Raw genomic sequence first — 24,601 nt, forward strand, 5'->3', positions numbered from 1 at the left:
CGTTGAGGATATAATCAGGCACACAAGCAAGGCATTCATTCCCAGCAAGACACAATAGGCCACCCCCATGAGTCACCACAAGCTCGACACCCTCTACCTGATGCGCCTGCTGGTCGCCATCGTCCGCTGCGGATCCTTCGCCGCGGCGGCGGCCCAGCTCGGCATCACCCCGAGCAAGGCGTCCAAGGATCTGCGCCACCTGGAGCAGAGCCTCGGCAACACGCTCCTGAGCCGCACCACCCGCCGGGTGCAGCTGACCGACGCGGGGGAGCTCGCCTACCGCCAGGCTGACCAGATGATCGCCCTGCACGAGCAGTTGCTGGACGGCCTGCAGCGCCGCCGCTCGGCCCTGTGCGGGGAGCTGCGCATCACGGCGCCGGATCTGTGGGGCGAGGTGGTGCTGACCCCGGTGCTGCTGCGCTTTCGCGCCGACCACCCCGAGGTACGGATCATCGCCGACTTCAGCAATACCCCGGCCGACCTGCTGCGCGACAACCTGCACGTGGCGTTTCGCAGCACCGAGCTCGGCACTCAGCCCTATCTGGCGCGCCCCATCGCGGTGGATGATCTGGTGCTCTGCGCCAGCGCCGACTACCTGGACTGCCACCCGCCCTTGAGCGAGCCGCAGGATCTGCAGCAGCACCCCCTCATCACCCGCTGCCAGGAGTACAGCCGCCACGAGCACTGGACCCTGCTTGCCCAGGGGCGCGAGATCCCGCTGGAAGTGGCGGGCGAGCTGGCCTTCAGCAGCAAGAAGGCGATTCACCAGGCGATGCGCCAGGGGCTGGGGATCGCCCGCCTGCCGCGCTACCTGGTGGCGGCCGAGCTGGCCGAGGGGGTGGTGCGCGAGGTGCTGCCCGACTACCGTCCCAAGGGTACCGGCTTCTACGCCCTCTACACCCAGCGCCGGGCCGAGTCGGCCCTGGTCGGCCACTTCCTCGACTACGTCATCGAGGCGCTCACCCCCTCATGAGCGGATCACCAGGTGGTACTGCTTCTTGCCCCGGCGCAGCAGCAGGTAGCGGCCAAACAGCCAGTCGCCATCGGTCACTGGCCCATCCTGGCGGATAGCGCCGTTGAGGCTGACCGCCCCCGCCGCCAGCAGCTCGCGGGCGATGCGCCTGGAGTTCGCCAGGCCACACGCCACCAGCAGGGTCACCAGATCCGTTTCCCCCTCGATGGGGCTGCTCGGCAGGCCATCCTGGGCCAGCTGAGCCAAATCGCTCTCGCCAAGGTGGGCCACGTCACCGCTGAACAGCAGCTCGCTGATGCGCCGCGCCGCCGCCAGCGCCCCTTTGCCGTGCACCAGCTCGGTCAGCTCGTCAGCCAGCACCTGCTGGGCCAGCTTGCGCCCCTGCCGCTTGGCATCCTCAGCCTCCAGCGCCTCAATCTCGGCCAGCGCCATAAAGCTGTAGTAGCGCAGGAAGCGGTAGACATCCTCATCCGCGGTACCGAGCCAGAACTGGTAGAAGGCGTAGGGCGAGGTGAGCGCCGGATCGAGCCAGATTGCGCCGCCCTCGGTCTTGCCAAACTTGGTGCCGTCCGCCTTGGTGATGAGCGGCAGGGTCATGCCATAGACCTGGGCCTGATGCAGCCGCCGGGTGAGATCCATGCCGCTGGTGATGTTGCCCCACTGGTCGTTGCCGCCGATCTGCAGGGTGCAGCCGAGGCGCTGGTTGAGCACGGCGAAGTCCTGGGATTGCAGCAGGGTGTAGGAGAACTCGGTGAACGAGATGCCCTGATCCGGACGGGCCAGGCGCTGGCGCACCGATTCGCGGGCCAGCATGGCGTTGACCGAGAAGTGCTTGCCGATGTCGCGCAGAAAATCGAGGACCGACATCTGCCCCATCCAGTCGGCGTTGTTGACCAGCAGTGGCACCGCCAGCCCTTCGCTGGCCGGCAGCAGCGCGCTTATCTGGGCCGACAGGCTGGCTACCCAGCCCTGCACCGTCTCGGCGCTGTTGAGGCTGCGCTCGCTTGCCTTGAAGCTGGGATCGCCGATCAGGCCAGTGGCACCGCCCACCAGCGCTACCGGGGTATGGCCCGCCAGCTGGAAGCGGCGCAGCATCAACAGCGGTACCAGATGGCCGATATGCAGGCTGCCGGCGGTGGGATCGAACCCGCAGTAGACGGTGCGCGGGGTGGCTAGATGATCGCGCAGCGCCACCGGGTCGGAATTCTGGGCCACCAGGCCGCGTTGGGTCAGCTCATCGAGTAGGTGAGGATTTGTCATGGAGGGTTCCAACAGCAGGGGAAAAGGCCACATCCTCGCCGCTCTGGCCTGCGCCGAATATGTCCCCCAGGGGACAGTTTTGCCACTCTCGTGCTAGCATCCGGCTATCGTGTGACCATCGCACAACCATCGCGGGAAGCCCGCCACCCGGAAGCCACCGCCATGACCCAACGCCCATGACCCAGCCCCTCGCCACAGATGCCCTGACCCGCAGCATGACCGAGGTAGTCGATGCCCTGCATGGCAGCGGCTTCCCGGCAGCCCTGGTGCGCCTGATCCAGCAGCAGGTGGCATTCGACTGTGCCCTGCTGCTCGGGGTGGGGCAGCGCCCCGTCTACCTCTACGACAACCTGCACCATCAGCGGGCCCTGCTGTTCGACCGCTACCTCACCCGCCACTTCAGTCAGGATCCCTTTATGCAGGCGCTGGAACAGGGTCTGGGGGCCGGGGTCTGGACCCTGGCGCAGGTGTCGCGGGGGCGGCTCGACCCCGAGTATCGCCACCACTTCTATCAGGCCACCGGCTGGCAGGAGGAGGTGGGACTGATCCTGCCGGTACGCGACGGCCTCACCCTGATGCTGTTTCTGGGTCGGCTCGACAAGCGCAGCTCCCTCTGTCGTGACGAGCTGGCCCGTCTGGAGGCGCTGTTTCCGCTGGTGCATTCGCTGTGCCGCCAGCACTGGCGGGAGGGAGCCGCGTTGCTGGCCCAAAGCCCGGCACTGCCGGGTGGCGCCGATCTCAAGGCGACGGTGGAGCAGGCCATCGCCAGCGTGGGGGGCGCAAGCCTCACCCGTCGCGAGCGCCAAGTGGCGGGATTGCTGTTGCAGGGGCTCGACACCGAGGCCATTGCCGGAGCGCTTGGCATCGGCAGCGGCACGGTGAAAAATCATCGCAAGCACCTCTACGCCAAGCTGCACCTGCGCTCGCGGGCCGAGCTGTTCCGCTTCTTTCTCAATCACCTCATCACGGCGCCGGCCGGCACCTCCCCATAACGACACCACCCCGCCGAGGCGGGGTGGTGTTGATGCATGCCAGATCAAACAGCTACGCCGTCAGATGCGGCCCTGGTAGCGCAGCGGGAAGCGCCCCTGCCCATCGGGCTGGCCGAGGAAGGGAAGTCCCTGCTTCATCTGCTCCGGCAGATCGGGCCCGGGTTTGAGGGTGCCCTGGAACAGGTACTGGCGATTGGCCTGCAGCTCCAGCTTGCCCTGCACCTGTACCGCCTCCGAGCCCTGCTTGAGCTCGGCCACCAGCCGGGAGTCGATGCAGGTCAGCTTGATCTCGGGATCCCCCAGCACCAGCTTGCCGGCCGGGGTATCGGCATCGGCCCCGTACCAGTAGAGGTTGCCGTAGAGGTTGTCGCACCAGGGGTTGCCCTGGGCAAACTGATCGAGCTTGAGCTGCAGCTGGCCAGCCACCGTCACCGGCACCGGCAACTGCATCGGCACCCGCGCCAGCAGCCAGGGCGCCGGCACGTTGAGGGTGATGTCGCGGCCAAAGGCGGCGCCGCTCCAGCCAACCACCCCCTGCCCGTTGAGGCCGCTGCGCTCACCAAAGCGCAGGGAGACCTCAGGGGCAAAGCGCAGCAGCGACCAGCCGTTGAGCTCCCAGCGCAGCTGGGTCAGCGACTCGCTGGCGTATTGCAGGCGGGCAACCTGGCCGCTCCAGAGGGTGCCGCTCACCCCTTCCAACTGCACCAGGGGCGGCAGCGGCAGGTAGCGCACCACCAGAGAGGCCGGCAGCTTGGCCAACAGGAAAACCAGATAGGCCGCCAGAAACAGCACGGCAATCAGCACTCTTTGCTTCATAGAAAACGACTCGACTACAAACGCCCGATCAGGCGCGAGGCTCTGCTCGGGACGCGTGGTTTCATTGGGGACGGCTCAGTTGCAAGCGGCGTACCTTGACCAGACCGGGCGCCAGATTCTCGCTGGCCAGCTCGATCACCTGTACCTGCACGCCATGGCGATCCGCCAGGGTCGCCAGCCAGATCAACAGATCATCGAACGCCACAGTGTCGATCCATACCTGCAGCTCCTGGCCCTGGGGCTGCAGCCGGGCAATCTTGATCTTCTGGTTGAAGGCGGTGCGGTTGACCACCCCTTCCAGGGTGCCACTGGTATCGAGCTGGCGGCCCTGGCCACCCTGCAGCGCCAGCACCTCTTCACCCTTCTCTTTCAGCCAGGCGAGAGTCTGCTGCTGGCTCAATACCTGCCGCTCGCGCTCGTCGATGCGGTTGCCGATGGGCTGCCAGATGACCCAGTAGCAGAAGCCGATCAACAGTACGCTGCCACCCACCGCCACCAGCCGCTGCTCGCGGGCGCTGATGCTCCGCCACCAGCCTTGTAGTTTGTCCATCATGATGATTTCCCCTTCAGCACCAGTGCCCCTTCAACCTTGCCTTCGGTACTGCGCACCTCCCCCTGCTGCACCTCGAAGCGCTTGCCGGCCAGCTCGCGAAAACGCTCGATCTCGGCAAAACCGGGGGCCGTCACCTGCAGCCTGAGCTCGCCGCGAGCCGCATCGAAACGCAGCACCTCGGGCTTGAGGCCGGGTACTTCGGCGAAGGTGGGCGCCAGCTCGGTCAGCACCATCAACACCCCGTCCTGGGGCGTCTGCCCCAGCTGCTGGAGGTGCTGGGTCATCTGGCTGCGCACGTTGACGATACGGCTCTCCCCCGGGAAGATCCGGGTGTAGACCTGCCGGATCTCCGCCTTGAGCGCCTTGTCCTGCTCCGCCAGCTGGTAGAGCTGCACGCCGCGCTGGGCAAACGCCACCACCAGCAGCGCTCCGGCCACCACCGCCACCTTGCGCCACTGCTGCCAGTAGCGGGAGTATTCGGTCTGCGGCCGGTAGGGCCCCTGCAGCAGGTTGGCCTGACTGGCGAGCGCACCCCGGGCCAGCAGCAGCATGGGCAGCTCGGGATCGGCCGCCTGCCAGCTGGCCGCCGCAATGGCCGGCGGCGGGGTATGGCTGTGAATGGTCACCGGCGCCGGCTCCGCCGACAGCAGCATGGCCAGCAGCGGCTCGTCGGCGACGATGCCCTGACAGGGCCCCTGGCGCAGCAGCCACTCCTTGCCCAGCTGCAGCGCCGACCAGCCCTCGCTCGCCTGCGGCAGCGCCAGCACGTCCGGCAGCAGCTGCCGGCTCTTGAGACCGGCCTGCTCCAGCCAGCCGAGCCAGGTCTGCATCTTCTCCTTGTCGACCGCCATCAGGTCCACCTCGTGACCCTGATGACCCAGCACCACCAGGTGCAGCTCATCCACGTCGGAGGCGATTTGCTCCTCTAGCAGATAGGGAAGCGCTGCCGCACTCTGGCGGCTGTATTTGCCCGGCAGGCTCACCCGCCGGAAGATAAGATCGCTGCCGGGCACCAGCACCACCGCCGGGCGGCCACCGGCCCGCTCCTGCAGCTCGCCAAGGGCATGGGCCGAGGCCAGGGTACCGGAGGCGATCACCTCCTCTTCCCCGCCCGACCACACCAGCCACTCGACCGGCTGCTGCGCATTGGTCCCCAGACGGATGACCAGACTCTCGCTCACTAATGTCTCTCCTGCCATGCTCGCTCGCATCCCTCGGGATGGGCGGGCGCGCAGCCATGGGCTGCAGTCCAATCGGGGGATGGCGCGGGCCGGCCAACGACCGTCACCCGCCTCCCTTGTTATTCGGCGCCGCCGTTCAGACGGCGCAGCATCACCAGCTTGTTGTCCTTGCCGCGCACGAAGACGCTCTCCAGCCTGGCCCGGGTGTCACCCACCTCGGCAAGCAGCCTGGCCTCGAAATAGCTGCTCTTGACGTCCAGCGCCGCATCCAGACCCTGGATGTTGCCCACCTGCACCGGCATCTGGTCCGTCATCTCCTTCTTGTTCTTCCACCCCTTCTGGGGACGGCTGGTCAGCACCCGCTTGGCATCGTCCAGCCCCACCTTGTCCAGATAGAGCGCCACCAGCAGGGCCGACTGCTCCGGCCGGATGGTGTTGACGTTCACCACCAGCTTGTCGTTGGGCAGGGCGCACACATAGGGCGCCAGCCGGGCGTACAGTTTGGCGCTCACCCCGCGCACCGCCCGCAGCTCGTCGGTGCCGAGCATCCACTGGTTGGCGGTCAGATAAGGGGGAGTGAGCCCTTCGTAATAGGCATCCTCGGCGCCGTAGCTCGATACCAGCACGGTATCCTTGTCGGTCCAGTCGCGGATGGCATCGGTCAACTGCACCGCCTCGTAATCTTCCACCTCGAGCTGCTTGAGCAACGCCTTGAACACCTTGACCGGATAGGGCTGCTTCTCCAGATCGTCGCCGCTGATCCCGTCCTTCAACGGCACGCTCAGGCTGTTGAGGTTGAAGCAGGATTGCAGATCCCGCACCCGGCCGGTGAGCTTGCCGTCATCCACCGGGAAGACCGCATCCTGGCGCGCCCAGTTCTGCCCCAGGCTGACCACGTTGGGGTCGTCCTTGAAATCCTGGGCCAGCACCTTGCTCACCAGTGCCTCCGCCGACATGGCATACCACCAGGCCTGCTTGCCGGCGGTGAGGTTGGCGGTGCGGCGCAGCTCCAGCTGCAGGCGACCGCTCATGTTGCTGGCGATGATCACCATCACCGACAGGATGAGCAGCACCACCAGCAGGGCCATGCCCCCCTGACGGCCCGGTGTGGTGCGGGATCGGCCCCGGCCGCGCTTAATTGCCATTGTCCGCTCGCTGGCCGCCGGCGCCGATCAGGAACTGGCGGCGAATGGTTCCATAGTCTTCCAGATCCAGCTCTACCGCCAACCCGTAGGGCAGCACGTTGCGCTGGGTCCACTCCTCTTTCCAGCTGCCCTTGTCGTAGAAGTAGAGTCGCAGCGCCGTCACCCGATCCAGCATCAGCTGAATGCGCGGCTCGGTGCCTATCACCGGATCCGGGTAGAGGTAGCTCAGCCGCTCCAGCTTGTGATCCTTGAGCCGCCAGCCGACCCGCTGCAGGCCGGAGCGCGGCAGCATGCCATCGGGGTTGAGCCAGCCGCCGCGCATGAAGGCCATGCCCCAGTCGTCGCTCTGCTGACCGAAGCGGGAGGCCGCCAGCAGCACCTTGTTGCTCTCGCCGTCGATGCGGCCGCTGCGCGGCACCATCTGGGTGACGTCCCGCTCCAGCACGGAGAAGGCCAGCTGCAGTTCGGAGAGACGTGCCTCCTTGCGCTTGGCCACCTCGTCGCTGGTGAGCACTCCTTGCAGCACCTGATAGGCGCCCAGGCTCAGGCCAGCGAAGATGGCGATGGCCACCAGCATCTCCAGCAGGGTAAACCCCGCCTGACGCCGGCTAATGGAGAGACGTTGGTGAATGTTCATCGGCTGATGCCGGCTCCGGCTTATGGAGACACCTTGATGCAGGTTCATCGGCTGATATAGGTCCGGATCATGGCCACCGGGCTGTCGGCCTTGGGCGCAGTGCGCACTTCCATGTCCAGCGCCTTGAAGTTGCTGTCGGCGGTGGCGACGCCGCGATAGCGCCAGTACCAGGTCTGGCCCGCCATCTGCTCGTCCCCCTCCACCCAGCTGTCACCTGGCCACTTGGCTTCGAGCTTCTGCTGCACCAGCTGGTTCTCCACCACCCAGGTTGCCAGGGTCTTCTGTTCCAGATAGTTGAGGCCGGAGAGGTGTTCGCTGGCGGTCTTCATCACCGCCAGCCCGGCGATGGCGAACACCGCCAGTGCCACCATGACTTCCAGCAGGGTCATGCCGCGGGCGTTCATTCCTCTTCCTCCTCGTCCTGCAGCAGGCGCAGGCGGCCGAACTCGTCCGCCTTGACCGTGCGCACATAGCGCTGATCGTCGTCCTGCTGGGTCAGGGTCAGCACGAAGGGGGTCAGCTCGCCACCGGGAAAGATGAACACCTGGGGCGTGCGCTCCTTCTCGTCGCGCCCCTTCTCGTACTTTTCGTCGGAGTCGGTCCGCCAGCTGAAACCCTCGAGCTCGATGGCCAGCTGCATGTTGTCGGGCAGCTCGACCCGATCCAGCAGCTTGTCGCCGCTCATCACCTGCCACTTGCGATCCTTGGCCGCGCGCTGCATGAACTGCCAGCCGTTGTCCTCGACACGCAGGCCCACCAGCCGGCCATCCATCACCGAGTACTCCTGCGCCTGCTGCAGCACGGCCATGAAGCGGCGTGCCTGCTTGTCGAGCTCTCTATCCCCCCTGGCACCGCCCATGCTGAGGGTGACGGCAGTGGCCACCAGACCCATCAACATGGCCACCAGCAACACTTCCAGCAGGGTAAAACCGGCCTGGCGACGGGCAGAAGAGGCCACCTTCATTCAGGCAGCCTCGGCATGTCTCGGTGAGCGCGACGCGGCGGGATCACTTATTGGAAATCCTTCAGGTTCCAGTTGCCGATGTCGTCATCGGTACCGGCTTCGCCATCCAGCCCCATGGAGAAGATGTCGATCTTGCCGAACTGGCCCGGGCTCAGCATCTGATACGGGTTGCCCCAGGGATCCTGCGGCAGGCGCTTGATGTAGCCCCCTTCCCGGTAGCTGCGCGGCTCAGGTGCGGCGGTCGGCTTGTTGACCAGTGCGTCCAGCCCCTGCTCGGTGGTCGGGTAGCGGTTGTTGTCCAGCTTGTACATGTCGAGGGCGTTTTCCAGCGCCACTATGTCGGAGACCGCTTTCTGCTGGTCGGCCTTCTCCTTGTTGCCCATCAGGTTGGGCACCACCAGGCTGGCCAGGATCCCCAGGATCACGATGACCACCATCACTTCCAGCAGGGTAAAACCCGATTGACGACGCTTTTGCATGACTTACTCCCTCACGAAATGAGATGGCATGAACCATCAACGATTAACTGTTAAACCACGATCGTTCGATGACGCCTGTCGGCTAATCGAACCTACGGAGTTGATTGGATTGGTAGGTTCGAATAGCGAAGCATATTCGAACGTCCGAACCTTACAAATTCACCATATTGTTGAGCTCGAGGATCGGCTGCAGGATCGACATCACGATAAACAGCACCACCCCGGCCATGGAGACCACCAGCATGGGTTCGAACACCCCGAGGGCGATGTTCACCTGGGTTTCGAACTCCCGATCCTGGTTGTCCGCCGCCCGCTCCAGCATGTTGTCGAGCTCACCACTCTGCTCGCCGGAGGCAATCATGTGCAGCATCATGGGCGGAAAAATCTTGGTTTCATCCAGCGACTTGCGCAGGCTGGTCCCCTCCCGCACCCGCTCGGTGGCCTCACCGATACGCATGCGGGCAAAGTCGTTGGAAAGCACTTCGCCGGAGATCTTCATCCCCTCCAGCAGCGGCACGGCGCTGGCGTTGAGGATGCTTAAGGTGCGGGCGAAGCGGGCGGTGTTGAGACCGCGGCTGACCCGGCCGATCACCGGCAGGCGCAGGATTAGCTGGTGCCAGTGACGGCGACGCTTGTCGTCGGTCAGCCACCAGCGCCAGACAAAGCCGCCCACCAGCAGCAGCAACAGGAACCAGAGGCCGTAGTGCTGCATCAACTCGCTGGTACCGATGAGGAAGCGGGTGGTGGCCGGCAGTTGCTGACCCATGTGTTCGAACTGGGCCACCACCTTGGGCACCACGGCGGTGAGCAGGATGGAGATGACGCCGATGGCGACGCAGGTCAATACGATGGGGTAGATCATCGCCTGCAGCAGCTTGGTGCGCATGTGCTGGCGCTGCTCTGTGTAATCGGCGAGGCGGTTGAGCACCTTCTCCAGGTGACCGGACTTCTCGCCGGCCGCCACCATGGAGCGGAACAGCTGATCGAACACATGGGGGAAGGCCCCCAGCGAATCGGCCAGCGAATAGCCCTCCACCACCTTGCTGCGCACCGTGGCCACCATGCTGCGCAGGTGGGCCTTCTCGCACTGCTCGGCGACGGCCTTGAGCGCCTCCTCGATGGTGAGGCCGGCCCCCACCAGGGTCGCCAGCTGGCGGGTGATCATCGCAAGCTCGGCGGTGCTGGCACCACGGCGGAACAACACGAAGCGGTTCGCCTCGCGCTTGGCCTTCTCGGTGGTCTCGTTCACCTCGAGCGGGGTCAGCCCCTGCTCGCGCAACAGCTGGCGTACCTGACGGGCGGAATCCCCCTCCAGCACGCCACTCTTGTTGCGTCCCTTGCCGTCGAGGGCCTTGTATTCGAATGCTGCCATCTCAGTCTTCCCGGGTCACGCGCAGCACCTCTTCGAGGCTGGTCTGCCCCTTGAGTACCTTGTCGATGCCGTCGCGGCGGATGCTGGGGGTATGGCCCCGGATCAGTCGCTCGATGGCCAGCTCGCCGCTGGCGCTGTGGATCGCCTCGCGTACCGCTTCGTCTACCACCACCAGCTCGTGGATGCCGGTCCGGCCGCGATAGCCGGTGTGGTTGCACTGCTCGCAGCCCACCGGTCGCCACACCTGCTGATCCGGCGCCAGCTCGATGCCCATGGCCAGGCGCTCCTGCTCGGTGATGGGGCGCGGGGCGCGGCAATCGGGGCAGAGGGTGCGCACCAGCCGCTGGGCCAGTACCGCCAGCAGTGACGAGGAGAGCAGGAAGGGCTCGATGCCCATGTCCCGCATCCGGGTGATGGCACCGATGGCGGTGTTGGTGTGCAGGGTCGACATCACCAGGTGACCGGTCAGCGACGCCTGCACCGCGATCTGGGCGGTCTCGAGGTCACGGATTTCCCCCACCATCACCACGTCCGGGTCTTGGCGCAGAATGGCGCGCAGACCGCGGGCGAAGGTCATGTCCACCTTGCTGTTGACCTGGGTCTGGCCCACCCCTTCGAGGTCATATTCGATGGGGTCTTCGACGGTCAGGATGTTGCGATCCCGCGAGTTGATCTCGGAGAGGGCCGCGTAGAGGGTAGTCGACTTGCCCGAACCGGTCGGGCCCGTCACCAGAATGATGCCGTGAGGCTTGCGAATGAGTTCGCTGATGATGTTGCGGTTGGCCAGCGTCATGCCGAGCTGCTTGAGCTCGAGCCGCACGTTGTTCTTGTCGAGCAGTCGCAATACCACCCGCTCGCCATAGCTGGACGGCATGGTGGAGACCCGCACGTCCACCGCCCGGCCGCCGATGCGCAACGAGATGCGGCCATCCTGCGGCACCCGCTTCTCGGCGATGTCCATCCGAGACATGACCTTGATGCGCGACACCAGCAAGGAGGCGAGCTTGCGATGGGGGCGCAGGATCTCTCGCAGCACCCCATCGATGCGAAAACGGATCACCAGGGCGCGCTCGAAGGTCTCGATATGGATGTCGGACGCCTCTTCCTTGATCGCCTCGCTCAACATGGCGTTGATGAGGCGGATGATGGGGGCGTCGTCGTCGGCATCCAGCAGGTCTTCGCTCTGGGGCAGCTCTTCGGCCAGTGCGAAGAAGTCCATCTCGTTGCCAAGATCCTCCATCAGCTGGCGCGCCTCGGAGGAGTCACGCTGGTAGTGGGCCATCAGCAGCTCTTCGAAGGCCTCGCCGTCCATCTGCTCCACCGTGAAGGCACAACCCGCCACCCGCCGCACTTCCAGCAGGGTTTGCGGCGTCACTCCCTGGCGGCAAAGCAGCACCGGGGTCCCCTGCCGCTCGGTCAGGATCACCCCGAAGTTGCGGGCGAAGGCAAACGGCAGCTCGGGCAGGGCTGCCGGCATATCGACGCCATCCAGCTGGTATGCCGCCATTACTTGTTACCCACGAATGGCTGGGATCCGCCGCTCGTCTGCGGGGCCGACTGCATCTGCTGGAGCTGCTTTTGTGCCTCTGGCGAGACGGTCACGTCCTGGCCGTACTGGGGCAGCACCTGACGCTTGGGCGAGGTGAGGTAGCCTTCCTGCGCCGCCGCCTCCTGCTGTTCGGAGCGGAACTGGGAGTACTTGTTGCTGGAGAGGCTGGTGTAGATGTCTGCATCACGCAAAATGGTCGGTCGGATAAAGACCATCAGATTGCGCTTGGAGGTGGTATTGGTGGTGGAGCGGAACAGATAGCCCAGCACCGGGATGTCGCCGAGCAGCGGCACCTTGGAGACCTTCTCCTGATTCTGTTCGTCCATCAGGCCGCCCAGCACCACTGTCTCGCCACTCTTCACCAGCACGGCGTTCTTGATGGTACGGGTATCGAAGGTCGGGCCCAGATCAGCCGTACCGGTCGCCTGTTTCTGCGCCACGCTGGAGACCTCCTGCTCGATGTTGAGCAGCACGGAGTCCCCTTCGTTGATCTGCGGCGTCACCACCAGCTTGGTCCCCACCGTCTTGCGCTCTATGGTGTTGAACACCTGGTCGCTGGTGGTAGAGCTCTGGGAGCCGCTCTGCACCGGCACTTCCTGGCCGACGTTGAAGGAGGCTTCCTTGTTGTCCATGGTGACGATACTCGGGGTGGAGAGAATATCGCTCTTGGTATTGGTCGACAGGGCCGTCACCAGCGCGGCCCAGTTGCCTCTGTAGAAACCGGCCGCCATGCCGTTGAAGCCACCCGCCAGCTTGGACAAGGAGTCCGTATTGCCATTGTCCTTGTAATCCTTGGCCGCGATGGCCACCGAGCCGATGGGCAGGTTGGTGTCGGTAAACTGGGTGCCACCGCCATTGGTGTTGGCCCACTGCACCCCGAGGTTGAGGCCGTCGCCATCGGCGATCTCGACGATGATCGCCTCCACCAGCACCTGGGCACGGCGGATATCGAGCTTGGCCACCACCTGCTCCAGCTCGGCCATCACGTCCGGCTGGGCGGTGATCACCAGCGCATTGGTGGTCTCGTCGGCAGAGATGGCCAGCTTGCCACCGCCGATGCTGGCACCACCGCCTGTGGTGGTGGCCGCGCCGCCCTTCTTGTCCGCTTCAATGCTGGAGCTGACGCCCTTGAGCACCTCCACCAGATCCTTGGCCTTGCCGTATTTCAGATAGAAGACCCGGGTGTTGCCCTGGCTCTGCAGGTCACGGTCGAGCTGGTGCACCATCTGGATGATGCGGGCGCGCGCCTTGGGCTCGCCGCTCACCACCACGGAGTTGGTGCGCTCGTCGGCCACCACCTTGGGGGCCAGCAGCAGGGAGGTGTTGGCCCCCTGGTTGTTGCCATCCTTGTTGAGGTTGGTCACCAGCCGCACCATTTCACCGGCGGAGGCGTACTTCAGCTTGACGATGTCCACTTCCTGGTCGCCCGCCTTGTCGACCCGGCGCACTACTTCCACCAGCCGGTTGACCACGGCGGCGCGGCCGGTAATCAGCAGCACGTTGGAGGGGTCGTAATGGACCACGTTGCCGCCGCCGGCGTTGTCATTGAGCTGGCGCAGCAGCGGCGCCAGCTCGCGCACCGAGACGTTGCGCACCGGCACGACCCGGGTCACCATCTCGTCACCGCTGCCGGGGTTGCTCTCGTCCACCACCGGGATGGCGGAGGTCTTGGCATCCTTGGAGCGCACCACCTTGAGCACGCCGTTGTCCATCGGGACCACGGCGAAGCCATAGACGTCGAGCACGCTCAGGAAGAACTGGTAGTACTGGTCTTCGTTGAGCAGGTCATAGCTGCGGACGTTGATCTTGCCCCGTACCGACGGCTCTATGATGATGGTCTTGTTCAGGTTCTTGCCGACCGTGTTGATGAACTCTTCGATGTCGGCATTCTTGAAGCTGGCGGAGTATTCGGTGGCCCAGGCTGAGCCTGCCATCATCAACGCCGCGGCCACGGTGGCCAGACGCCAGCCCTTCCCTTTATTTGTCATTCTTGGTGCTACTCCAATTCATTATTCTGACAAGCCGACATAAACGTCGTAGAGCTGTCCTTGCCGCTCGACGGTGACGGTCATTTCCGTTGCGCCAGCCACCTGCTGCATCGCCTGCATGGCCTGAGCGTTATCCCGCAGATCCAGTCCGTTGATGCTGACCGCCATGTCGTTGGCGACCAGCCCGAGTTGATTGAACAGTTCCGGATTGCGACCCGGATTGAGACGATAGCCGACCATGCGACCATCGACCCGGACCGGGGAAATATTGAGGTAATCGGTGATCTTGCCGGGGTTGCCCATCAGTTCGTTGCGTACCGAGGAGAGCTTGTCGTCCTGCTTGCCCTGCTGGGGCAGCGGCTTGCCGTACTCCTCCCCGTCCAGCATCAGGGTCTCGTCGCGCCCATCCCGCTCGATGATGACACGATCGGCAAATACCTGGCGGATCTTGGCCTGGGTGCCGTCGATGAGGTCACCGATGCCATAGGAGTTCTGCAGCCCGTTGTGGGCGATGATGGCGATGGACTTGGCGGGATCCGAACTGGCCAGCACGCCATTGAGCTGGGCGTTGAGCTGGGTCTTGGGAGCATCGGCTGCGACAACATCGGCCGCCTGGGCCTGCTGCCTGGCCTTGCCGAACAGCGCCAACCGGCTGACGCCGCTCAGATCGAGCCGGTTTGAACCCTGGCCCTGACTGGCTACCACCGACGGCTGCCAGGGCTGACTGACGGGGCGGCTGCCGAGATCCAGCAGACGCCAGGTGAGGCCGGCACACTGGTGGGCCAGCAACAGCAGCAGAAGCCAGAACAGAGGCTGGCTGAAACGGGAGAGTGGCACGGTTTTACAACGGGCCAGAAGGGAGCTCAACAAGTCATCCCTGAACGGTAGCGTCATGTTTATCAATATTTTCTGGCATCCAAATCGGTTGGCTATTGTGTACGGCAATGGACCCAGAGACAACCGACCGGATGGGAGTAAGCTGCGAAAATTGACATTCCGTCACACCCTTGGGCCCCCTGTTTCTATCCCGGGGCCTGCCTCTGGTATAATCAGGCACCCCTTTCAGCCATTCCGGAGTCGATTCATGCCGAACCCCGCAGAAATCCCAACCCAGGTCCGTCTCGACAAGTGGTTGTGGGCGGCACGTTTTTACAAGACCCGCAGCCTGGCCCGCGACCAGATTGAAGGGGGCAAGGTGCACTACAACGGCCAGCGCAGCAAGCCGGGCAAGCATGTCGAGGTCGGCGCCCTCATTCGTTTCTGGCAGGGCCAGGACGAGCGGGAAGTGCGGGTGCTCGAGGTGAGCGAGCAGCGCAAATCCGCCCCGCTGGCCCAGCAGCTCTATGAAGAGACCGAGGCCAGCCTGAAACGACGGGCGGAAAACAGCGAGGCACGCCGCTTCAACAGCCAGTTTGCCCCGAGCCCCGAGCGTCGTCCCGACAAGCAGGAGCGGCGCCAGCTGATCAAGGTCAAGCAATATTGACCCGCCAAGATGGCCCTTTTATGACGACAGATGGCGGAATAAGTTCCTAACCACCTGTTTATTAATGTTTTTATCTATTTACCCCACCGAAGAACCCAGGAATGCATGATGAGTAACCAAGATCTCCTGTATCGCTATCTGTTCGAAGAGTACGAAGTCCGGGGCGAGCTGGTCCAGCTGGACCACACCTACCGCCACGTGGTGGAGGCTCAGAACTACCCGGTACAGGTGCAAAAACTGCTGGGTGAACTGCTGGTCGCCACCAGCCTGCTGACCGCCACCCTCAAGTTCGAAGGCTCCATCACGGTGCAGCTGCAGGGCAACGGCCCGGTACGGCTGGCCGTCATCAACGGCGACAACAACCAGCAGTTGCGCGGCGTGGCCCGCTACGAGGGTGAACTGCCGAGCGACGGCAAGTTGCAGAGCCTGATCGGGGAAGGCCAGCTGGTCATCACCATCACCCCGGAGCAGGGTGAACGCTATCAGGGCATCATAGCGCTGGACGCCGACACCCTGGCCGGCTGCCTGGAGCAGTACTTTACCCAGTCCGAACAGCTGGCGACCAAGCTCTGGATCCGCACCGGCTACCACGAAGGCGCGCCGCGTGCCGCCGGGATCCTGCTGCAGGAGCTGCCCGCCCAGAGCGAGGATCACGGCGACGACTTCGAGCACCTGACCCAGCTCACCAGCACCATCAAGGATGAAGAGCTGTTCGGTCTGGAAGCGGAAGAGATCCTCTACCGTCTCTACCACCAGGACAAGGTGCGGGTGTTCGATCCGCAGGCGGTCGAATTCCGCTGCACCTGCTCCCGCGAGCGTTGCGAAGGGGCCCTGTTGCAGATCGAGAAGGAAGAGGTAATGGAGATGGTGCAGGAGCTCGGCAAGATCGGCATGCACTGTGATTATTGTGGCGCCCAGTACGAATTTGACGGGATCGATGTCGAAACCCTGTTCAGCGGGGCTCCCGGTAATGATGCAAACAAGTTACACTAATTGAAGGCGGGCAAAACCCGCCTTTAACTTAAATAACAAAAAAATACCCTATTTTATAAAGTTTGATGGCGATCGCTAAACTCTACCACCTAAGTGATAGGATGAACGCCAGATAGAACCCTACCAACCTCTGAACCCAGGAGAATACAATGACAATCGTGGCAGAACCCACCCTGGCCCAACAATTAGGACTGGACCAGTACGGTATCAAGAACTCCACTGAAATCCTGCGCAACCCTTCCTACGACCAGCTGTTCGCGGAAGAGACTCGTGCCGACCTGGAAGGGTTCGAGCGCGGCGTAGTGACCGAACTGGGGGCCGTCAATGTCAATACCGGCATCTTCACCGGCCGCTCCCCGAAAGATAAATATATCGTCAAAGACGCCACTACCCAGAATACTGTGTGGTGGTCTGACCAGGGTAAAAACGATAACAAAGCCATCAGCCCGGAAGTGTGGTCACATCTGAAATCCCTGGTGACCAAGCAGCTCTCCGGCAAGCGCCTGTTCGTGGTGGACGGCTTCTGCGGTGCCAACCCGGACACCCGCCTGGCCGTGCGCATCATCACCGAGGTGGCCTGGCAGGCTCACTTCGTGAAAAACATGTTCATTCGCCCGAGCGATGAAGAGCTGAAAACCTTCAAACCGGACTTCGTGGTGATGAACGGTGCCAAGTGCACCAACCCGAACTGGAAGGAGCAGGGTCTCAACTCCGAGAACTTCGTCGCCTTCAACCTGACCGAGAAGATCCAGCTCATCGGCGGCACCTGGTACGGTGGCGAGATGAAGAAGGGGATGTTCTCCATGATGAACTACTTCCTGCCCCTGCGCGGCATCGCCTCCATGCACTGCTCCGCCAACGTGGGTCAGGACGGCGACGTGGCCATCTTCTTCGGCCTCTCCGGCACCGGCAAGACCACCCTCTCCACCGATCCCAAGCGTCAGCTGATCGGCGATGACGAGCACGGCTGGGACGACGACGGCGTGTTCAACTTCGAAGGGGGCTGCTACGCCAAGACCATCAAGCTCTCCAAGGAAGCCGAGCCGGACATCTACAACGCCATCCGTCGCGATGCGCTGCTGGAAAACGTGACCGTGGCGGCCGACGGCACCATCGACTTCGACGATGGCTCCAAGACCGAGAACACCCGGGTCTCCTACCCCATCTATCACATCGAGAACATCGTCAAGCCGGTCTCCAAGGCGGGTCACGCCACCAAGGTGATCTTCCTGACCGCCGACGCCTTCGGCGTGCTGCCCCCGGTCTCCAAGCTGACCAAGGAGCAGACCAAGTACCACTTCCTGTCTGGCTTCACCGCCAAGCTGGCCGGTACCGAGCGCGGCATCACAGAGCCGACCCCGACCTTCTCCTCCTGCTTCGGCGCGGCCTTCCTCTCCCTGCACCCGACCAAGTACGGTCAGGAGCTGGTGAAGCGGATGGAAGCGGCCGGCGCGGAAGCCTACCTGGTCAACACCGGCTGGAACGGCACCGGCAAGCGCATCTCCATCAAGGATACCCGCGCCATCATCGACGCCATCCTGGATGGCTCCATCGAGAAGGCCGAGACCAAGGTGCTGCCGATCTTCAATCTGGAAGTGCCGACCGCCCTGCACGACGTGAACCCGGCGATCCTCGACCCGCGCGACACTTACGCCAACAAGGCCGAGTGGGATGCCAAGGCGCAGGATCTGGCCCAGCGTTTCATCAAGAACTTCGAGCGCTTCACCGACAACGACGAAGGCAAGCGTCTGGTCGCGGCGGGTCCGCAGCTGTAACAGCGACCCCGTTCACAACCAATCTCATACCGGTCAGCCCAGCTGACCGGTATTTTTTTGAGCAGAGCGCGGCGTTTGACTCCCGCCAAACCTTGCCTTGTGGGCCCTTGCGCGTTAGATTCAGCCCAACTTTATACAATATACAATTTTGTAACGATTCCCCTGTGACCCGATCATGACCCCACCCTACAAGACCCGTACCCAAATGGTGATGGAAAACCTCCGTGGCCGGATCCTGCGCGGTGAGTTTCCCGCCGGCGCCCCCCTGCGCCAGGACGCCATCGCCAAGGAGTTGGCGGTGAGCCGCATCCCGGTGCGGGAGGCCCTGATGCAACTGGAGGCTCAGGGGCTGGTGAAGTTCGAGGCCCACCGCGGCGCCGTGGTCACCATGCTGGACGCCGCGGCCATCGAGGAGCTCTTTTATTTGCGAGCCCTGCTGGAAGCCGATACCCTGTTCCACGCCGTCGACCTGATGACGGAGGAGACCTTCGCCAAGGCGCAGGCGATCCTCGCCCAGTTCGACCAGGCCCTCGAGTCGGGCACCCAGATCGAACACTGGGCCGAACTGAACCACAGTTTTCACGCCACCCTCTATCAGGCCGCCGGCCGCCCCCAGGCACTGGAGCTGATCGCCCAGATCAATCTGAGCTGTGACCGCTATGTGCGCTTCGAGCTGCTGTTCGCCAGCGATGGCGTCGACAAGGCGGAGCGGGAACACGCCCAGCTGCTGGAGCTGTGCCGCGCCCGCCGCAAGCACGAGGCGGTGGTACTGCTCAAGCAACATATCGAGGCGGCTGGCCAGTCAATCAAGCGGATCCTGGACAGCGGCCACAACCACTGAACACTCACATCACTACAATCTGGCATTAACGACATGAATCATTTCGAGATTATTGAAACCCGCGTCGCCCAGGTCAGGGCCGAACTGGCCATGATGGAGCTGGACGCCTTCATCGTCCCCCATGACGACGAGCACCTGGGGGAGTACATTCCCGCCTACGCCGAGCGACTGGACTGGATCACGGGTTTCAACGGCTCCGCCGGCCTCGCCATCATACTGGCGCAGCGGGCGGCCCTGTTCATCGACGGTCGTTACACGGTGCAGGCCCGCATGCAGGCACCGGCCGAGCTCTTCGAGTTTCTCCATCTGAACGAAGATCCCCACGTGCAGTGGCTGGCCGAGCAGCTGCCTGCCGGTTCCCGGGTCGGCTTCGATGCCCGCCTGCACAGCCTGGCCTGGTATCGACACGCCAAAGAGATCCTGACCGAGCGCGGCATCGAGCTGGTGCGTGTTGATCAGAACCCCATCGATCTGCACTGGAGCGATCGCCCCGCTCCCACCAAGAATCCGGCCATCCTCTACAGCGAGGCGCTGGCGGGCCAGTCCAGCCAGGCCAAGCGCGAGCTGCTGGCCAGCGATCTGCGCAAGCGCGGTCTGGATGCTGTGCTGCTGACCCAGGCCGAGCCCATCAACTGGCTGCTCAACCTGCGCGGTCGCGACGTGGAGCGGCTGCCGGTGGTGCTGGGCTTTGCGGTGCTCTACGCCAACGCCACCATGGATTTCTTCGTCGACACCGACAAGATCGACTGCTTCGCCTTCAGCCAGCACGTGGGGCAGGATGTCTCCGTCTACCCCATCGACAAGCTGGGTGACGTGCTCAAACGCATCGGCGAGGATCAGCAGAAGGTGCTGGCCGATCCCAACACCGCCAACGCCTGGACCCAGCTGGTCATGGAAGAAGCGGGCGCCATCCTGGTAGCCGGTCAGGATCCGACCATGCTGCCGAAGGCGTGCAAGAACGAAGTGGAGCTGGCCGGCATGCGCGCCGCCCATCTGCGCGATGGTGTCGCCGTCACCCGCTTCCTGGCCTGGCTGGATCGGCTGATCGCCAGCGGCGAGTTCGACGGCGTGGATGAAGGCACCCTGGCCGACCAGCTGGAAACCTTCCGCCGCGAGCAGGAGCACTACGTCGAGCCGAGCTTCGACACCATCTCGGCGCTCGGCCCCAACGCCGCCATGTGCCACTACCGCCACACCAACGGCACCCCGCGTACCTTTGGTCAGGACAGCATCTATCTGGTGGACTCCGGCGCCCAGTATCTGGACGGCACCACCGACATCACCCGCACCATCAAGGTGGGTGAGCTGAGCGACGAGCACAAGGCGATGTTCACCCGGGTGTTGCAGGGTCACATCGCGCTGGATCAGGCCCGCTTCCCGCGCGGCACCGCCGGCATCCAGCTCGACGTGCTGGCCCGCATGCCGCTGTGGCAGGCCGGTTACAACTACGACCACGGCACCGGCCACGGCGTCGGCCACTTCCTCAGCGTGCACGAAGGCCCGCAGCGCATCGCCCCCAAGGGCAGCCTGGTGGCCCTGCAACCGGGCATGGTGCTCTCCAACGAACCCGGCTACTACCGGGAAGATGCCTTCGGCATCCGTTGCGAGAACCTGGTGGTGGTTACCGAACAGGAGCAGATCGGCGAGCTGCCGATGCTGGGCTTCGAGCGGCTGACCTATGTACCGTTCGATACCCGCCTCATCGATCGCAGCCTGCTGAGCCCGGCCGAGTTCCGCTGGATCAACGAGTACCACGCCGAGGTCTACCGCCGCCTGAGCCCGCTGCTGGAGGGCGAGGATCTCGCCTGGCTGGAGCAGGCAACCAGCCTTATCTAAGCGCAGACAATCGAAGTTGTCTGATGAAACAGGGCCTGCAGGCCCTGTTTTTTTGCCCGCCGGTTTGACCTGTATCAAGACCCCGTCGCCCCAGGTCCGGACAATGCCTTGCATGACGACCCATCACACCCACCCCGCACGCCCGGCCCGTGCCGACAAGGCGCCCGTGCATCCCAGGCTCAAGCGGGAGCAGCAGACGGTCAGCGCCATGATCCGCCTCTACTGCGACCACCATCATCAGGATCCCGCTTGCCGGCACTGCCAGCAGTTGCAGGAGTTCGCCCACCAGCGGCTGCGCCGCTGCCGCTATGGTCACGGCCACAAGCCCACCTGTGCCAACTGCCACATCCACTGCTATGCCCCGGCCATGCGCAAGCAGATCCAGCTGGTAATGAAGTGGAGCGGCCCGCGCATGCTGTGGCATCACCCCTGGCTGGCCCTGCGCCACCTGCTGGACAGTCGTCGCAAGGCCCCCAAGCGACCGGGCAGCCGCCCCCTGCCGCCCTGAGCCGGGGCCGCCCTGACGCTCAGAACCCCAGACCCGCTTGCATCAGTCCGGCGGGCCCACTACCCTGTGGCTCCTTTTTGACTGCCGCCCGGCAGCACGTACGACACTACAGGAGCCCGGATGCACCAGCCCCCCGTTTTGAGAGTGGCGCGCCACACCGACATGCACGCCATCTGGCAGATCGACGTCAATGTGTTCGGGGAGGATGTCTATCCCGGCTTCTTCTTCCGCCAGGCCATGGACCTGTGGCCCGAGCTGCTGCTGGTGGCCGAGCTGGACGGCAAGCTGCTGGGCTATGCCCTGGGTGGACTGGGACAGGATCGGTCGCAGGGCTGGCTGCTGTCGCTGGCGGTGCTGCCGGGGGCGCGCGGCTTCGGTCTGGCCGAACGCATGATGCTGCAGGTGGAGCAGTCACTGCTGACACTGGGGATCGAGCGGGTCAGACTGACGGTGGATCCGGCCAATCCGGCCCAGCGCCTCTACTTTCGACTCGGTTATCAGCAACTGGCCGAGGAGCGCGACTATTTCGGCCAGGGCGAGGATCGCCTGCTGCTGGAAAAACGGCTCGGCTGAGCCGGCGGTGACGGGGTTTGCGGGGCCCGGGCCTTATAATTGGTTACACTTTGCTGGTTTCATGCTCAATCCGGTTGGCGTAGAGTTGAATCACTGACCGAACAAACCAGATTAGATGCCAGCCCAGGAGGCCCATCATGTTGAAACGCATTACCCTCATCGCCCTGTTGGCCACCACCACAGCCACCACCCTCAGCGGCTGCGCCAACAGCGACGTCTACTCCGGCGATGTCTACACCAAGGATCGCGCCAAGCAGGTACAGACCGTCAGCTACGGCACCATCCTCTCCACACGCCCGGTCAAGATCCAGGCCGATGAGAACTCGCTGATCGGCACCATCGGCGGTGCCGTGGTCGGCGGCCTGCTCGGCAGCACCATCGGCGGCGGGCGCGGCAGCGACATCGCCGCGGCCGGTGGCGCCATCGCGGGTGCGGCAGCGGGCAAGGCAGCCGGGGACAAGCTCAACCAGGTGGACGGCGTCGAACTCGAGATCAAGAAAGAGAACGGCGAATCCATCGTGGTGGTGCAAAAGGCTAGCCCCACCTTCGTGCCGGGCGCCCGGGTCCGCATGACCCAGGGCAACGGCACCATCAACGTGGCCGTGGTCAACTAAGCCCTCCGCCCATGAAAAAGCCCTCGCAGTGCGAGGGCTTTTTTTATTGTCATGTCGGCCGGGAATTACTGACGGATCAGCCGGAAGATGGCGTAGCCAGGGTGCTGGGCGTCATCCATCGGCAGGGTGGACTTGTACTCCAGATCCGCACCGGCCAGCTGCTTGGCCTCCTCGCGGGGCGAGGAGTAGAGCCGCACGTCCACGTTGGCCGGCAGGGCCTTCATGTGCCAGTTGTTGTTGGCCGCCGGGCTGAAGCCGGCCGGGTTGTCGGCAGACTGGGCCTTCAGGTACTGGGCGATGATCTCGCGCGTCTCGAAGGGATCTTCATGGACGATGTTGCTGCCGTCGATACCCGGGAAGTGGCCGCCGCCGCTGGCGCGGTAGTTGTTGGTCACCACGTAGAACTTCTGGGCCGGATCGATGGGCTGACCATTGAAGGTGAGGCTGCTGATACGCTGGCCGTCGCTGACCTTGGCCCCTTCCTTGTTGTAACGGGCCGGCTGGGTGATATCCACCTCGTAGTTGACCCCGTCGATCACGTCGAAGTTGTAGGTGGGGAACTTCTCGTTCACCAGCCACTGCACCTCGGTCTTGCCGGTGTCGATCTGGTTGAACTGGCCGGCACTCATCTCCAGCCACTCCTTGACGGTGGCCCCGTTCACCTCGACCACCTGCAGGGTGTTCGGATAGATGTAGAGGTCGGAGACGTTGCGCAGGGAGATGTCGCCCTGGGCCACGTAGGTGAAGTCATTGATGCCGTTGCGACCGCCACGGAACGGTGCCGCCACCGACAGGATGGGGTAGGACTCCTTGAGCAGGCCGTCTTTTTGCAGCTGCTCGGCATAGCGGCGCTGGGCATCGCTCACCAGCTGCACCGAAGGATCATCCTGCACCAGGGCGAAGAAGCTGTGGATGGAGGAGGTGATCTTGCCGAGCGGCTCATCCAGCCACTGGTTGGTGGCGTCGTGGTCGGCCTGTACCAGGTCCACCACCCGTTGATCCACCGCGCTGCCTTCGCTGGAGTCGATCTTGCGCAGGCTGGCCTGGCTCTGTTTCACCTGCCACTTGCCGTCCACCTGCTCCAGCTTGAGGTCGATGATGCCGAGGTGGTTGCCCCAGTAACCCGGCATCACGGTCGGAATGCCGCTCAGGGTACCGGCCTGGTTGTCCACCTCCGGCAGATCCGGGAAGTCACCCGGGAAGTTCTTGTGGGCGTGGCCCAGCATCAGGGCATCCACCCCCTTCACCTTGGCCAGGTGCCAGGCGGAGTTCTCCATCATGGCCTCGTAGCTGCTGGCGTTGATGCCGGTGTGGGCAACAACGACGACCACGTCGGCGCCCTTGGCGCGCAGCTCGGGCACATAGTGGTTGGCGGTCTCGACCATGTCGGCCACCACCACCTTGCCTTCCAGATGGCGCTTGTCCCACTGCAGCACCTGCGGCGGGGTCAGCCCCAGGATGCCGACCTTGACGGTCTGCAGCTGGCCCTTGTCATCCTTCACCTTGCGCTCCAGCAGCAGGTAGGGGGTGAACTTGTTGCCGCTCCAGTCAATCTGCCCCTTGGCATCCCGCTTGAAGGCGCCCGCCTCGAACACGTTGGCGTTCACATAGGGGAACTTGGCCCCCTGCAGGGTCTTGGTGAGGTAATCCAGACCGTAGTTGAATTCGTGGTTACCCAGGTTGCCGGCGTCGTAGCCGAGCTCGTTCATCGCCTTGAACACCGGGTGGGCCTGCTTGTCGAGGTAACCGGCACCGGACTGCTCGAAGATGTAGTCAGCCAGCGGCGTGCCCTGGATCAGGTCGCCGTTGTCGAGCAGCAGGTTGTTGGGGTTTTCGGCGCGGGCCGCGCGGATCAGCAGCGCGGTGCGGGAGAGGCCGAACTTGCGATCCTCCTTGTTCTGGTAGTAGTCATACCCCAGCACGTTGGAGTGGATATCGGAGGTCTGGATCAGACGCAGGGCAACCTCGCCCGGTTGCGCCTTGCTGTCGTTTTCATTGCTACAGGCAGACAACAGCACGATGGCTGCAATAGCACCCAGCTTCATGGATTTATTCACTGTCTTGTCCCT

General features: G+C 63.9%; 24 protein-coding genes. 10 read left to right on the forward strand and 14 right to left on the reverse strand.

Annotated features, from left to right (window positions below; translation table 11 throughout):
- Positions 1 to 67: 67 nt before the first annotated feature.
- A complete protein-coding gene (locus BN1143_RS17010; protein ID WP_042051475.1) occupies positions 68 to 973 on the forward strand; it encodes a LysR family transcriptional regulator in 906 nt (301 codons plus the stop codon).
- Here BN1143_RS17010 and tyrS read toward each other — a convergent pair.
- Positions 968 to 2,233 (reverse strand): tyrosine--tRNA ligase, encoded by a 1,266-nt coding sequence (tyrS, locus tag BN1143_RS17015; RefSeq protein WP_042051572.1) that lies wholly within the window; start codon positions 2,231 to 2,233, stop codon positions 968 to 970. The two genes, BN1143_RS17010 and tyrS, sit on opposite strands and share 6 nt — an antisense overlap.
- Before the next feature lie 176 nt (positions 2,234 to 2,409).
- Here tyrS and BN1143_RS17020 point away from each other — a divergent pair, with 176 nt between their 5' ends.
- Positions 2,410 to 3,225, forward strand: coding sequence for a helix-turn-helix transcriptional regulator (locus tag BN1143_RS17020; RefSeq protein WP_042051476.1), 816 nt, complete (start codon positions 2,410 to 2,412; stop codon positions 3,223 to 3,225).
- 60 nt (positions 3,226 to 3,285) lie between these two features.
- Here BN1143_RS17020 and exeN read toward each other — a convergent pair whose 3' ends face one another.
- The 12 genes from exeN to exeC all read right to left on the reverse strand — a co-directional run bounded on the left by exeN (position 3,286) and on the right by exeC (position 14,779).
- Positions 3,286 to 4,041, reverse strand: a complete 756-nt coding sequence (exeN, locus tag BN1143_RS17025; protein ID WP_042051477.1) for a GspN family type II secretion system protein ExeN — start codon at positions 4,039 to 4,041, stop codon at positions 3,286 to 3,288.
- Positions 4,042 to 4,102: 61 nt separating this feature from the next.
- Positions 4,103 to 4,594: a GspM family type II secretion system protein ExeM gene (exeM, locus tag BN1143_RS17030; RefSeq protein WP_005308496.1), complete on the reverse strand. Its 492-nt coding sequence runs from the start codon at positions 4,592 to 4,594 to the stop codon at positions 4,103 to 4,105.
- On the reverse strand, positions 4,591 to 5,775 hold the full coding sequence (gene exeL / locus BN1143_RS17035; protein ID WP_082038604.1) for a GspL family type II secretion system protein ExeL: 1,185 nt from the start codon (positions 5,773 to 5,775) through the stop codon (positions 4,591 to 4,593). The genes exeM and exeL overlap by 4 nt, the downstream gene beginning before the upstream one ends.
- 119 nt (positions 5,776 to 5,894) lie before the next feature.
- Positions 5,895 to 6,920 (reverse strand): GspK family T2SS minor pseudopilin variant ExeK, encoded by a 1,026-nt coding sequence (gene exeK / locus BN1143_RS17040; RefSeq protein ID WP_017780398.1) that lies wholly within the window; start codon positions 6,918 to 6,920, stop codon positions 5,895 to 5,897.
- On the reverse strand, positions 6,910 to 7,557 hold the full coding sequence (exeJ, locus tag BN1143_RS17045) for a GspJ family T2SS minor pseudopilin variant ExeJ (protein WP_042051479.1): 648 nt from the start codon (positions 7,555 to 7,557) through the stop codon (positions 6,910 to 6,912). The genes exeK and exeJ overlap by 11 nt, the downstream gene beginning before the upstream one ends.
- A gap of 44 nt (positions 7,558 to 7,601) precedes the next feature.
- Positions 7,602 to 7,961 carry a GspI family T2SS minor pseudopilin variant ExeI gene (gene exeI, locus BN1143_RS17050; RefSeq protein ID WP_005308487.1) on the reverse strand — a complete coding sequence of 120 codons (360 nt, stop codon included), beginning with the start codon at positions 7,959 to 7,961 and terminating at the stop codon, positions 7,602 to 7,604.
- Entirely contained in the window at positions 7,958 to 8,521 is a 564-nt protein-coding gene (gene exeH, locus BN1143_RS17055; protein WP_017765227.1) for a GspH family T2SS minor pseudopilin variant ExeH, read from the reverse strand. Before exeH ends, exeI begins: the two co-directional genes overlap by 4 nt.
- A gap of 47 nt (positions 8,522 to 8,568) precedes the next feature.
- Entirely contained in the window at positions 8,569 to 9,000 is a 432-nt protein-coding gene (gene exeG / locus BN1143_RS17060) for a GspG family T2SS major pseudopilin variant ExeG (protein WP_005308483.1), read from the reverse strand.
- Positions 9,001 to 9,151: 151 nt separating this feature from the next.
- Positions 9,152 to 10,372 (reverse strand): GspF family T2SS innner membrane protein variant ExeF, encoded by a 1,221-nt coding sequence (gene exeF, locus BN1143_RS17065; protein WP_017765226.1) that lies wholly within the window; start codon positions 10,370 to 10,372, stop codon positions 9,152 to 9,154.
- A gap of 1 nt (position 10,373) precedes the next feature.
- Entirely contained in the window at positions 10,374 to 11,879 is a 1,506-nt protein-coding gene (exeE, locus tag BN1143_RS17070) for a GspE family T2SS ATPase variant ExeE (RefSeq protein ID WP_042051480.1), read from the reverse strand.
- Positions 11,879 to 13,909: a GspD family T2SS secretin variant ExeD gene (gene exeD / locus BN1143_RS17075; RefSeq protein WP_017765224.1), complete on the reverse strand. Its 2,031-nt coding sequence runs from the start codon at positions 13,907 to 13,909 to the stop codon at positions 11,879 to 11,881. Before exeD ends, exeE begins: the two co-directional genes overlap by 1 nt.
- Positions 13,910 to 13,930: 21 nt before the next feature.
- Entirely contained in the window at positions 13,931 to 14,779 is an 849-nt protein-coding gene (exeC, locus tag BN1143_RS17080; protein WP_275065591.1) for a GspC family type II secretion system variant ExeC, read from the reverse strand.
- Between the two features lie 214 nt (positions 14,780 to 14,993).
- Here exeC and hslR point away from each other — a divergent pair, with 214 nt between their 5' ends.
- The 8 genes from hslR (at position 14,994) to BN1143_RS17120 (ending at position 22,532) form a co-directional block, all read left to right on the forward strand.
- A complete protein-coding gene (gene hslR / locus BN1143_RS17085; protein WP_017765222.1) occupies positions 14,994 to 15,392 on the forward strand; it encodes a ribosome-associated heat shock protein Hsp15 in 399 nt (132 codons plus the stop codon).
- A 108-nt stretch (positions 15,393 to 15,500) separates the two neighbouring features.
- A complete protein-coding gene (gene hslO, locus BN1143_RS17090; RefSeq protein ID WP_005308471.1) occupies positions 15,501 to 16,385 on the forward strand; it encodes an Hsp33 family molecular chaperone HslO in 885 nt (294 codons plus the stop codon).
- 149 nt (positions 16,386 to 16,534) lie between these two features.
- A complete protein-coding gene (gene pckA / locus BN1143_RS17095; protein ID WP_017765220.1) occupies positions 16,535 to 18,160 on the forward strand; it encodes a phosphoenolpyruvate carboxykinase (ATP) in 1,626 nt (541 codons plus the stop codon).
- A gap of 175 nt (positions 18,161 to 18,335) precedes the next feature.
- Positions 18,336 to 19,001 carry a GntR family transcriptional regulator gene (locus tag BN1143_RS17100; RefSeq protein WP_017783592.1) on the forward strand — a complete coding sequence of 222 codons (666 nt, stop codon included), beginning with the start codon at positions 18,336 to 18,338 and terminating at the stop codon, positions 18,999 to 19,001.
- A 33-nt stretch (positions 19,002 to 19,034) separates the two neighbouring features.
- Entirely contained in the window at positions 19,035 to 20,837 is a 1,803-nt protein-coding gene (locus tag BN1143_RS17105; RefSeq protein WP_042051482.1) for an aminopeptidase P family protein, read from the forward strand.
- Positions 20,838 to 20,949: 112 nt separating this feature from the next.
- Positions 20,950 to 21,345, forward strand: a complete 396-nt coding sequence (locus tag BN1143_RS17110) for a nitrous oxide-stimulated promoter family protein (protein WP_042051483.1) — start codon at positions 20,950 to 20,952, stop codon at positions 21,343 to 21,345.
- Between the two features lie 120 nt (positions 21,346 to 21,465).
- On the forward strand, positions 21,466 to 21,918 hold the full coding sequence (locus BN1143_RS17115) for a GNAT family N-acetyltransferase (protein WP_042051485.1): 453 nt from the start codon (positions 21,466 to 21,468) through the stop codon (positions 21,916 to 21,918).
- Between the two features lie 137 nt (positions 21,919 to 22,055).
- Positions 22,056 to 22,532, forward strand: coding sequence for an outer membrane lipoprotein (locus BN1143_RS17120; protein ID WP_005308463.1), 477 nt, complete (start codon positions 22,056 to 22,058; stop codon positions 22,530 to 22,532).
- 65 nt (positions 22,533 to 22,597) lie between these two features.
- On the opposite strand, the gene BN1143_RS17125 is transcribed toward BN1143_RS17120, so the two are convergent.
- Positions 22,598 to 24,577, reverse strand: a complete 1,980-nt coding sequence (locus BN1143_RS17125; protein ID WP_042051486.1) for a bifunctional 2',3'-cyclic-nucleotide 2'-phosphodiesterase/3'-nucleotidase — start codon at positions 24,575 to 24,577, stop codon at positions 22,598 to 22,600.
- Positions 24,578 to 24,601 lie beyond the last annotated feature (24 nt).

This window comes from Aeromonas dhakensis (genome assembly GCF_000820305.1).
In the GTDB taxonomy this organism is placed as follows: Bacteria; Pseudomonadota; Gammaproteobacteria; order Enterobacterales; family Aeromonadaceae; genus Aeromonas; species Aeromonas dhakensis.

Bases quoted from the DNA above. Each gene is read 5' to 3' on its own strand.
- tyrS (WP_042051572.1), bottom strand. From the start codon at position 2,233: ATGACAAATCCTCACCTACTCGATGAGCTGACCCAACGCGGCCTGGTG.
- exeF (WP_017765226.1), bottom strand. From the start codon at position 10,372: ATGGCAGCATTCGAATACAAGGCCCTCGACGGCAAGGGACGCAACAAG.
- exeK (WP_017780398.1), bottom strand. From the start codon at position 6,920: ATGGCAATTAAGCGCGGCCGGGGCCGATCCCGCACCACACCGGGCCGT.
- BN1143_RS17125 (WP_042051486.1), bottom strand. From the start codon at position 24,577: ATGAAGCTGGGTGCTATTGCAGCCATCGTGCTGTTGTCTGCCTGTAGC.
- exeE (WP_042051480.1), bottom strand. From the start codon at position 11,879: ATGGCGGCATACCAGCTGGATGGCGTCGATATGCCGGCAGCCCTGCCC.
- pckA (WP_017765220.1), top strand. From the start codon at position 16,535: ATGACAATCGTGGCAGAACCCACCCTGGCCCAACAATTAGGACTGGAC.
- exeG (WP_005308483.1), bottom strand. From the start codon at position 9,000: ATGCAAAAGCGTCGTCAATCGGGTTTTACCCTGCTGGAAGTGATGGTG.
- exeN (WP_042051477.1), bottom strand. From the start codon at position 4,041: ATGAAGCAAAGAGTGCTGATTGCCGTGCTGTTTCTGGCGGCCTATCTG.
- BN1143_RS17020 (WP_042051476.1), top strand. From the start codon at position 2,410: ATGACCCAGCCCCTCGCCACAGATGCCCTGACCCGCAGCATGACCGAG.
- exeD (WP_017765224.1), bottom strand. From the start codon at position 13,909: ATGACAAATAAAGGGAAGGGCTGGCGTCTGGCCACCGTGGCCGCGGCG.
- BN1143_RS17110 (WP_042051483.1), top strand. From the start codon at position 20,950: ATGACGACCCATCACACCCACCCCGCACGCCCGGCCCGTGCCGACAAG.
- exeI (WP_005308487.1), bottom strand. From the start codon at position 7,961: ATGAACGCCCGCGGCATGACCCTGCTGGAAGTCATGGTGGCACTGGCG.
- BN1143_RS17115 (WP_042051485.1), top strand. From the start codon at position 21,466: ATGCACCAGCCCCCCGTTTTGAGAGTGGCGCGCCACACCGACATGCAC.
- hslR (WP_017765222.1), top strand. From the start codon at position 14,994: ATGCCGAACCCCGCAGAAATCCCAACCCAGGTCCGTCTCGACAAGTGG.
- BN1143_RS17010 (WP_042051475.1), top strand. From the start codon at position 68: ATGAGTCACCACAAGCTCGACACCCTCTACCTGATGCGCCTGCTGGTC.
- exeM (WP_005308496.1), bottom strand. From the start codon at position 4,594: ATGATGGACAAACTACAAGGCTGGTGGCGGAGCATCAGCGCCCGCGAG.
- hslO (WP_005308471.1), top strand. From the start codon at position 15,501: ATGAGTAACCAAGATCTCCTGTATCGCTATCTGTTCGAAGAGTACGAA.
- BN1143_RS17105 (WP_042051482.1), top strand. From the start codon at position 19,035: ATGAATCATTTCGAGATTATTGAAACCCGCGTCGCCCAGGTCAGGGCC.
- exeJ (WP_042051479.1), bottom strand. From the start codon at position 7,557: ATGAACATTCACCAACGTCTCTCCATTAGCCGGCGTCAGGCGGGGTTT.
- BN1143_RS17100 (WP_017783592.1), top strand. From the start codon at position 18,336: ATGACCCCACCCTACAAGACCCGTACCCAAATGGTGATGGAAAACCTC.
- BN1143_RS17120 (WP_005308463.1), top strand. From the start codon at position 22,056: ATGTTGAAACGCATTACCCTCATCGCCCTGTTGGCCACCACCACAGCC.
- exeH (WP_017765227.1), bottom strand. From the start codon at position 8,521: ATGAAGGTGGCCTCTTCTGCCCGTCGCCAGGCCGGTTTTACCCTGCTG.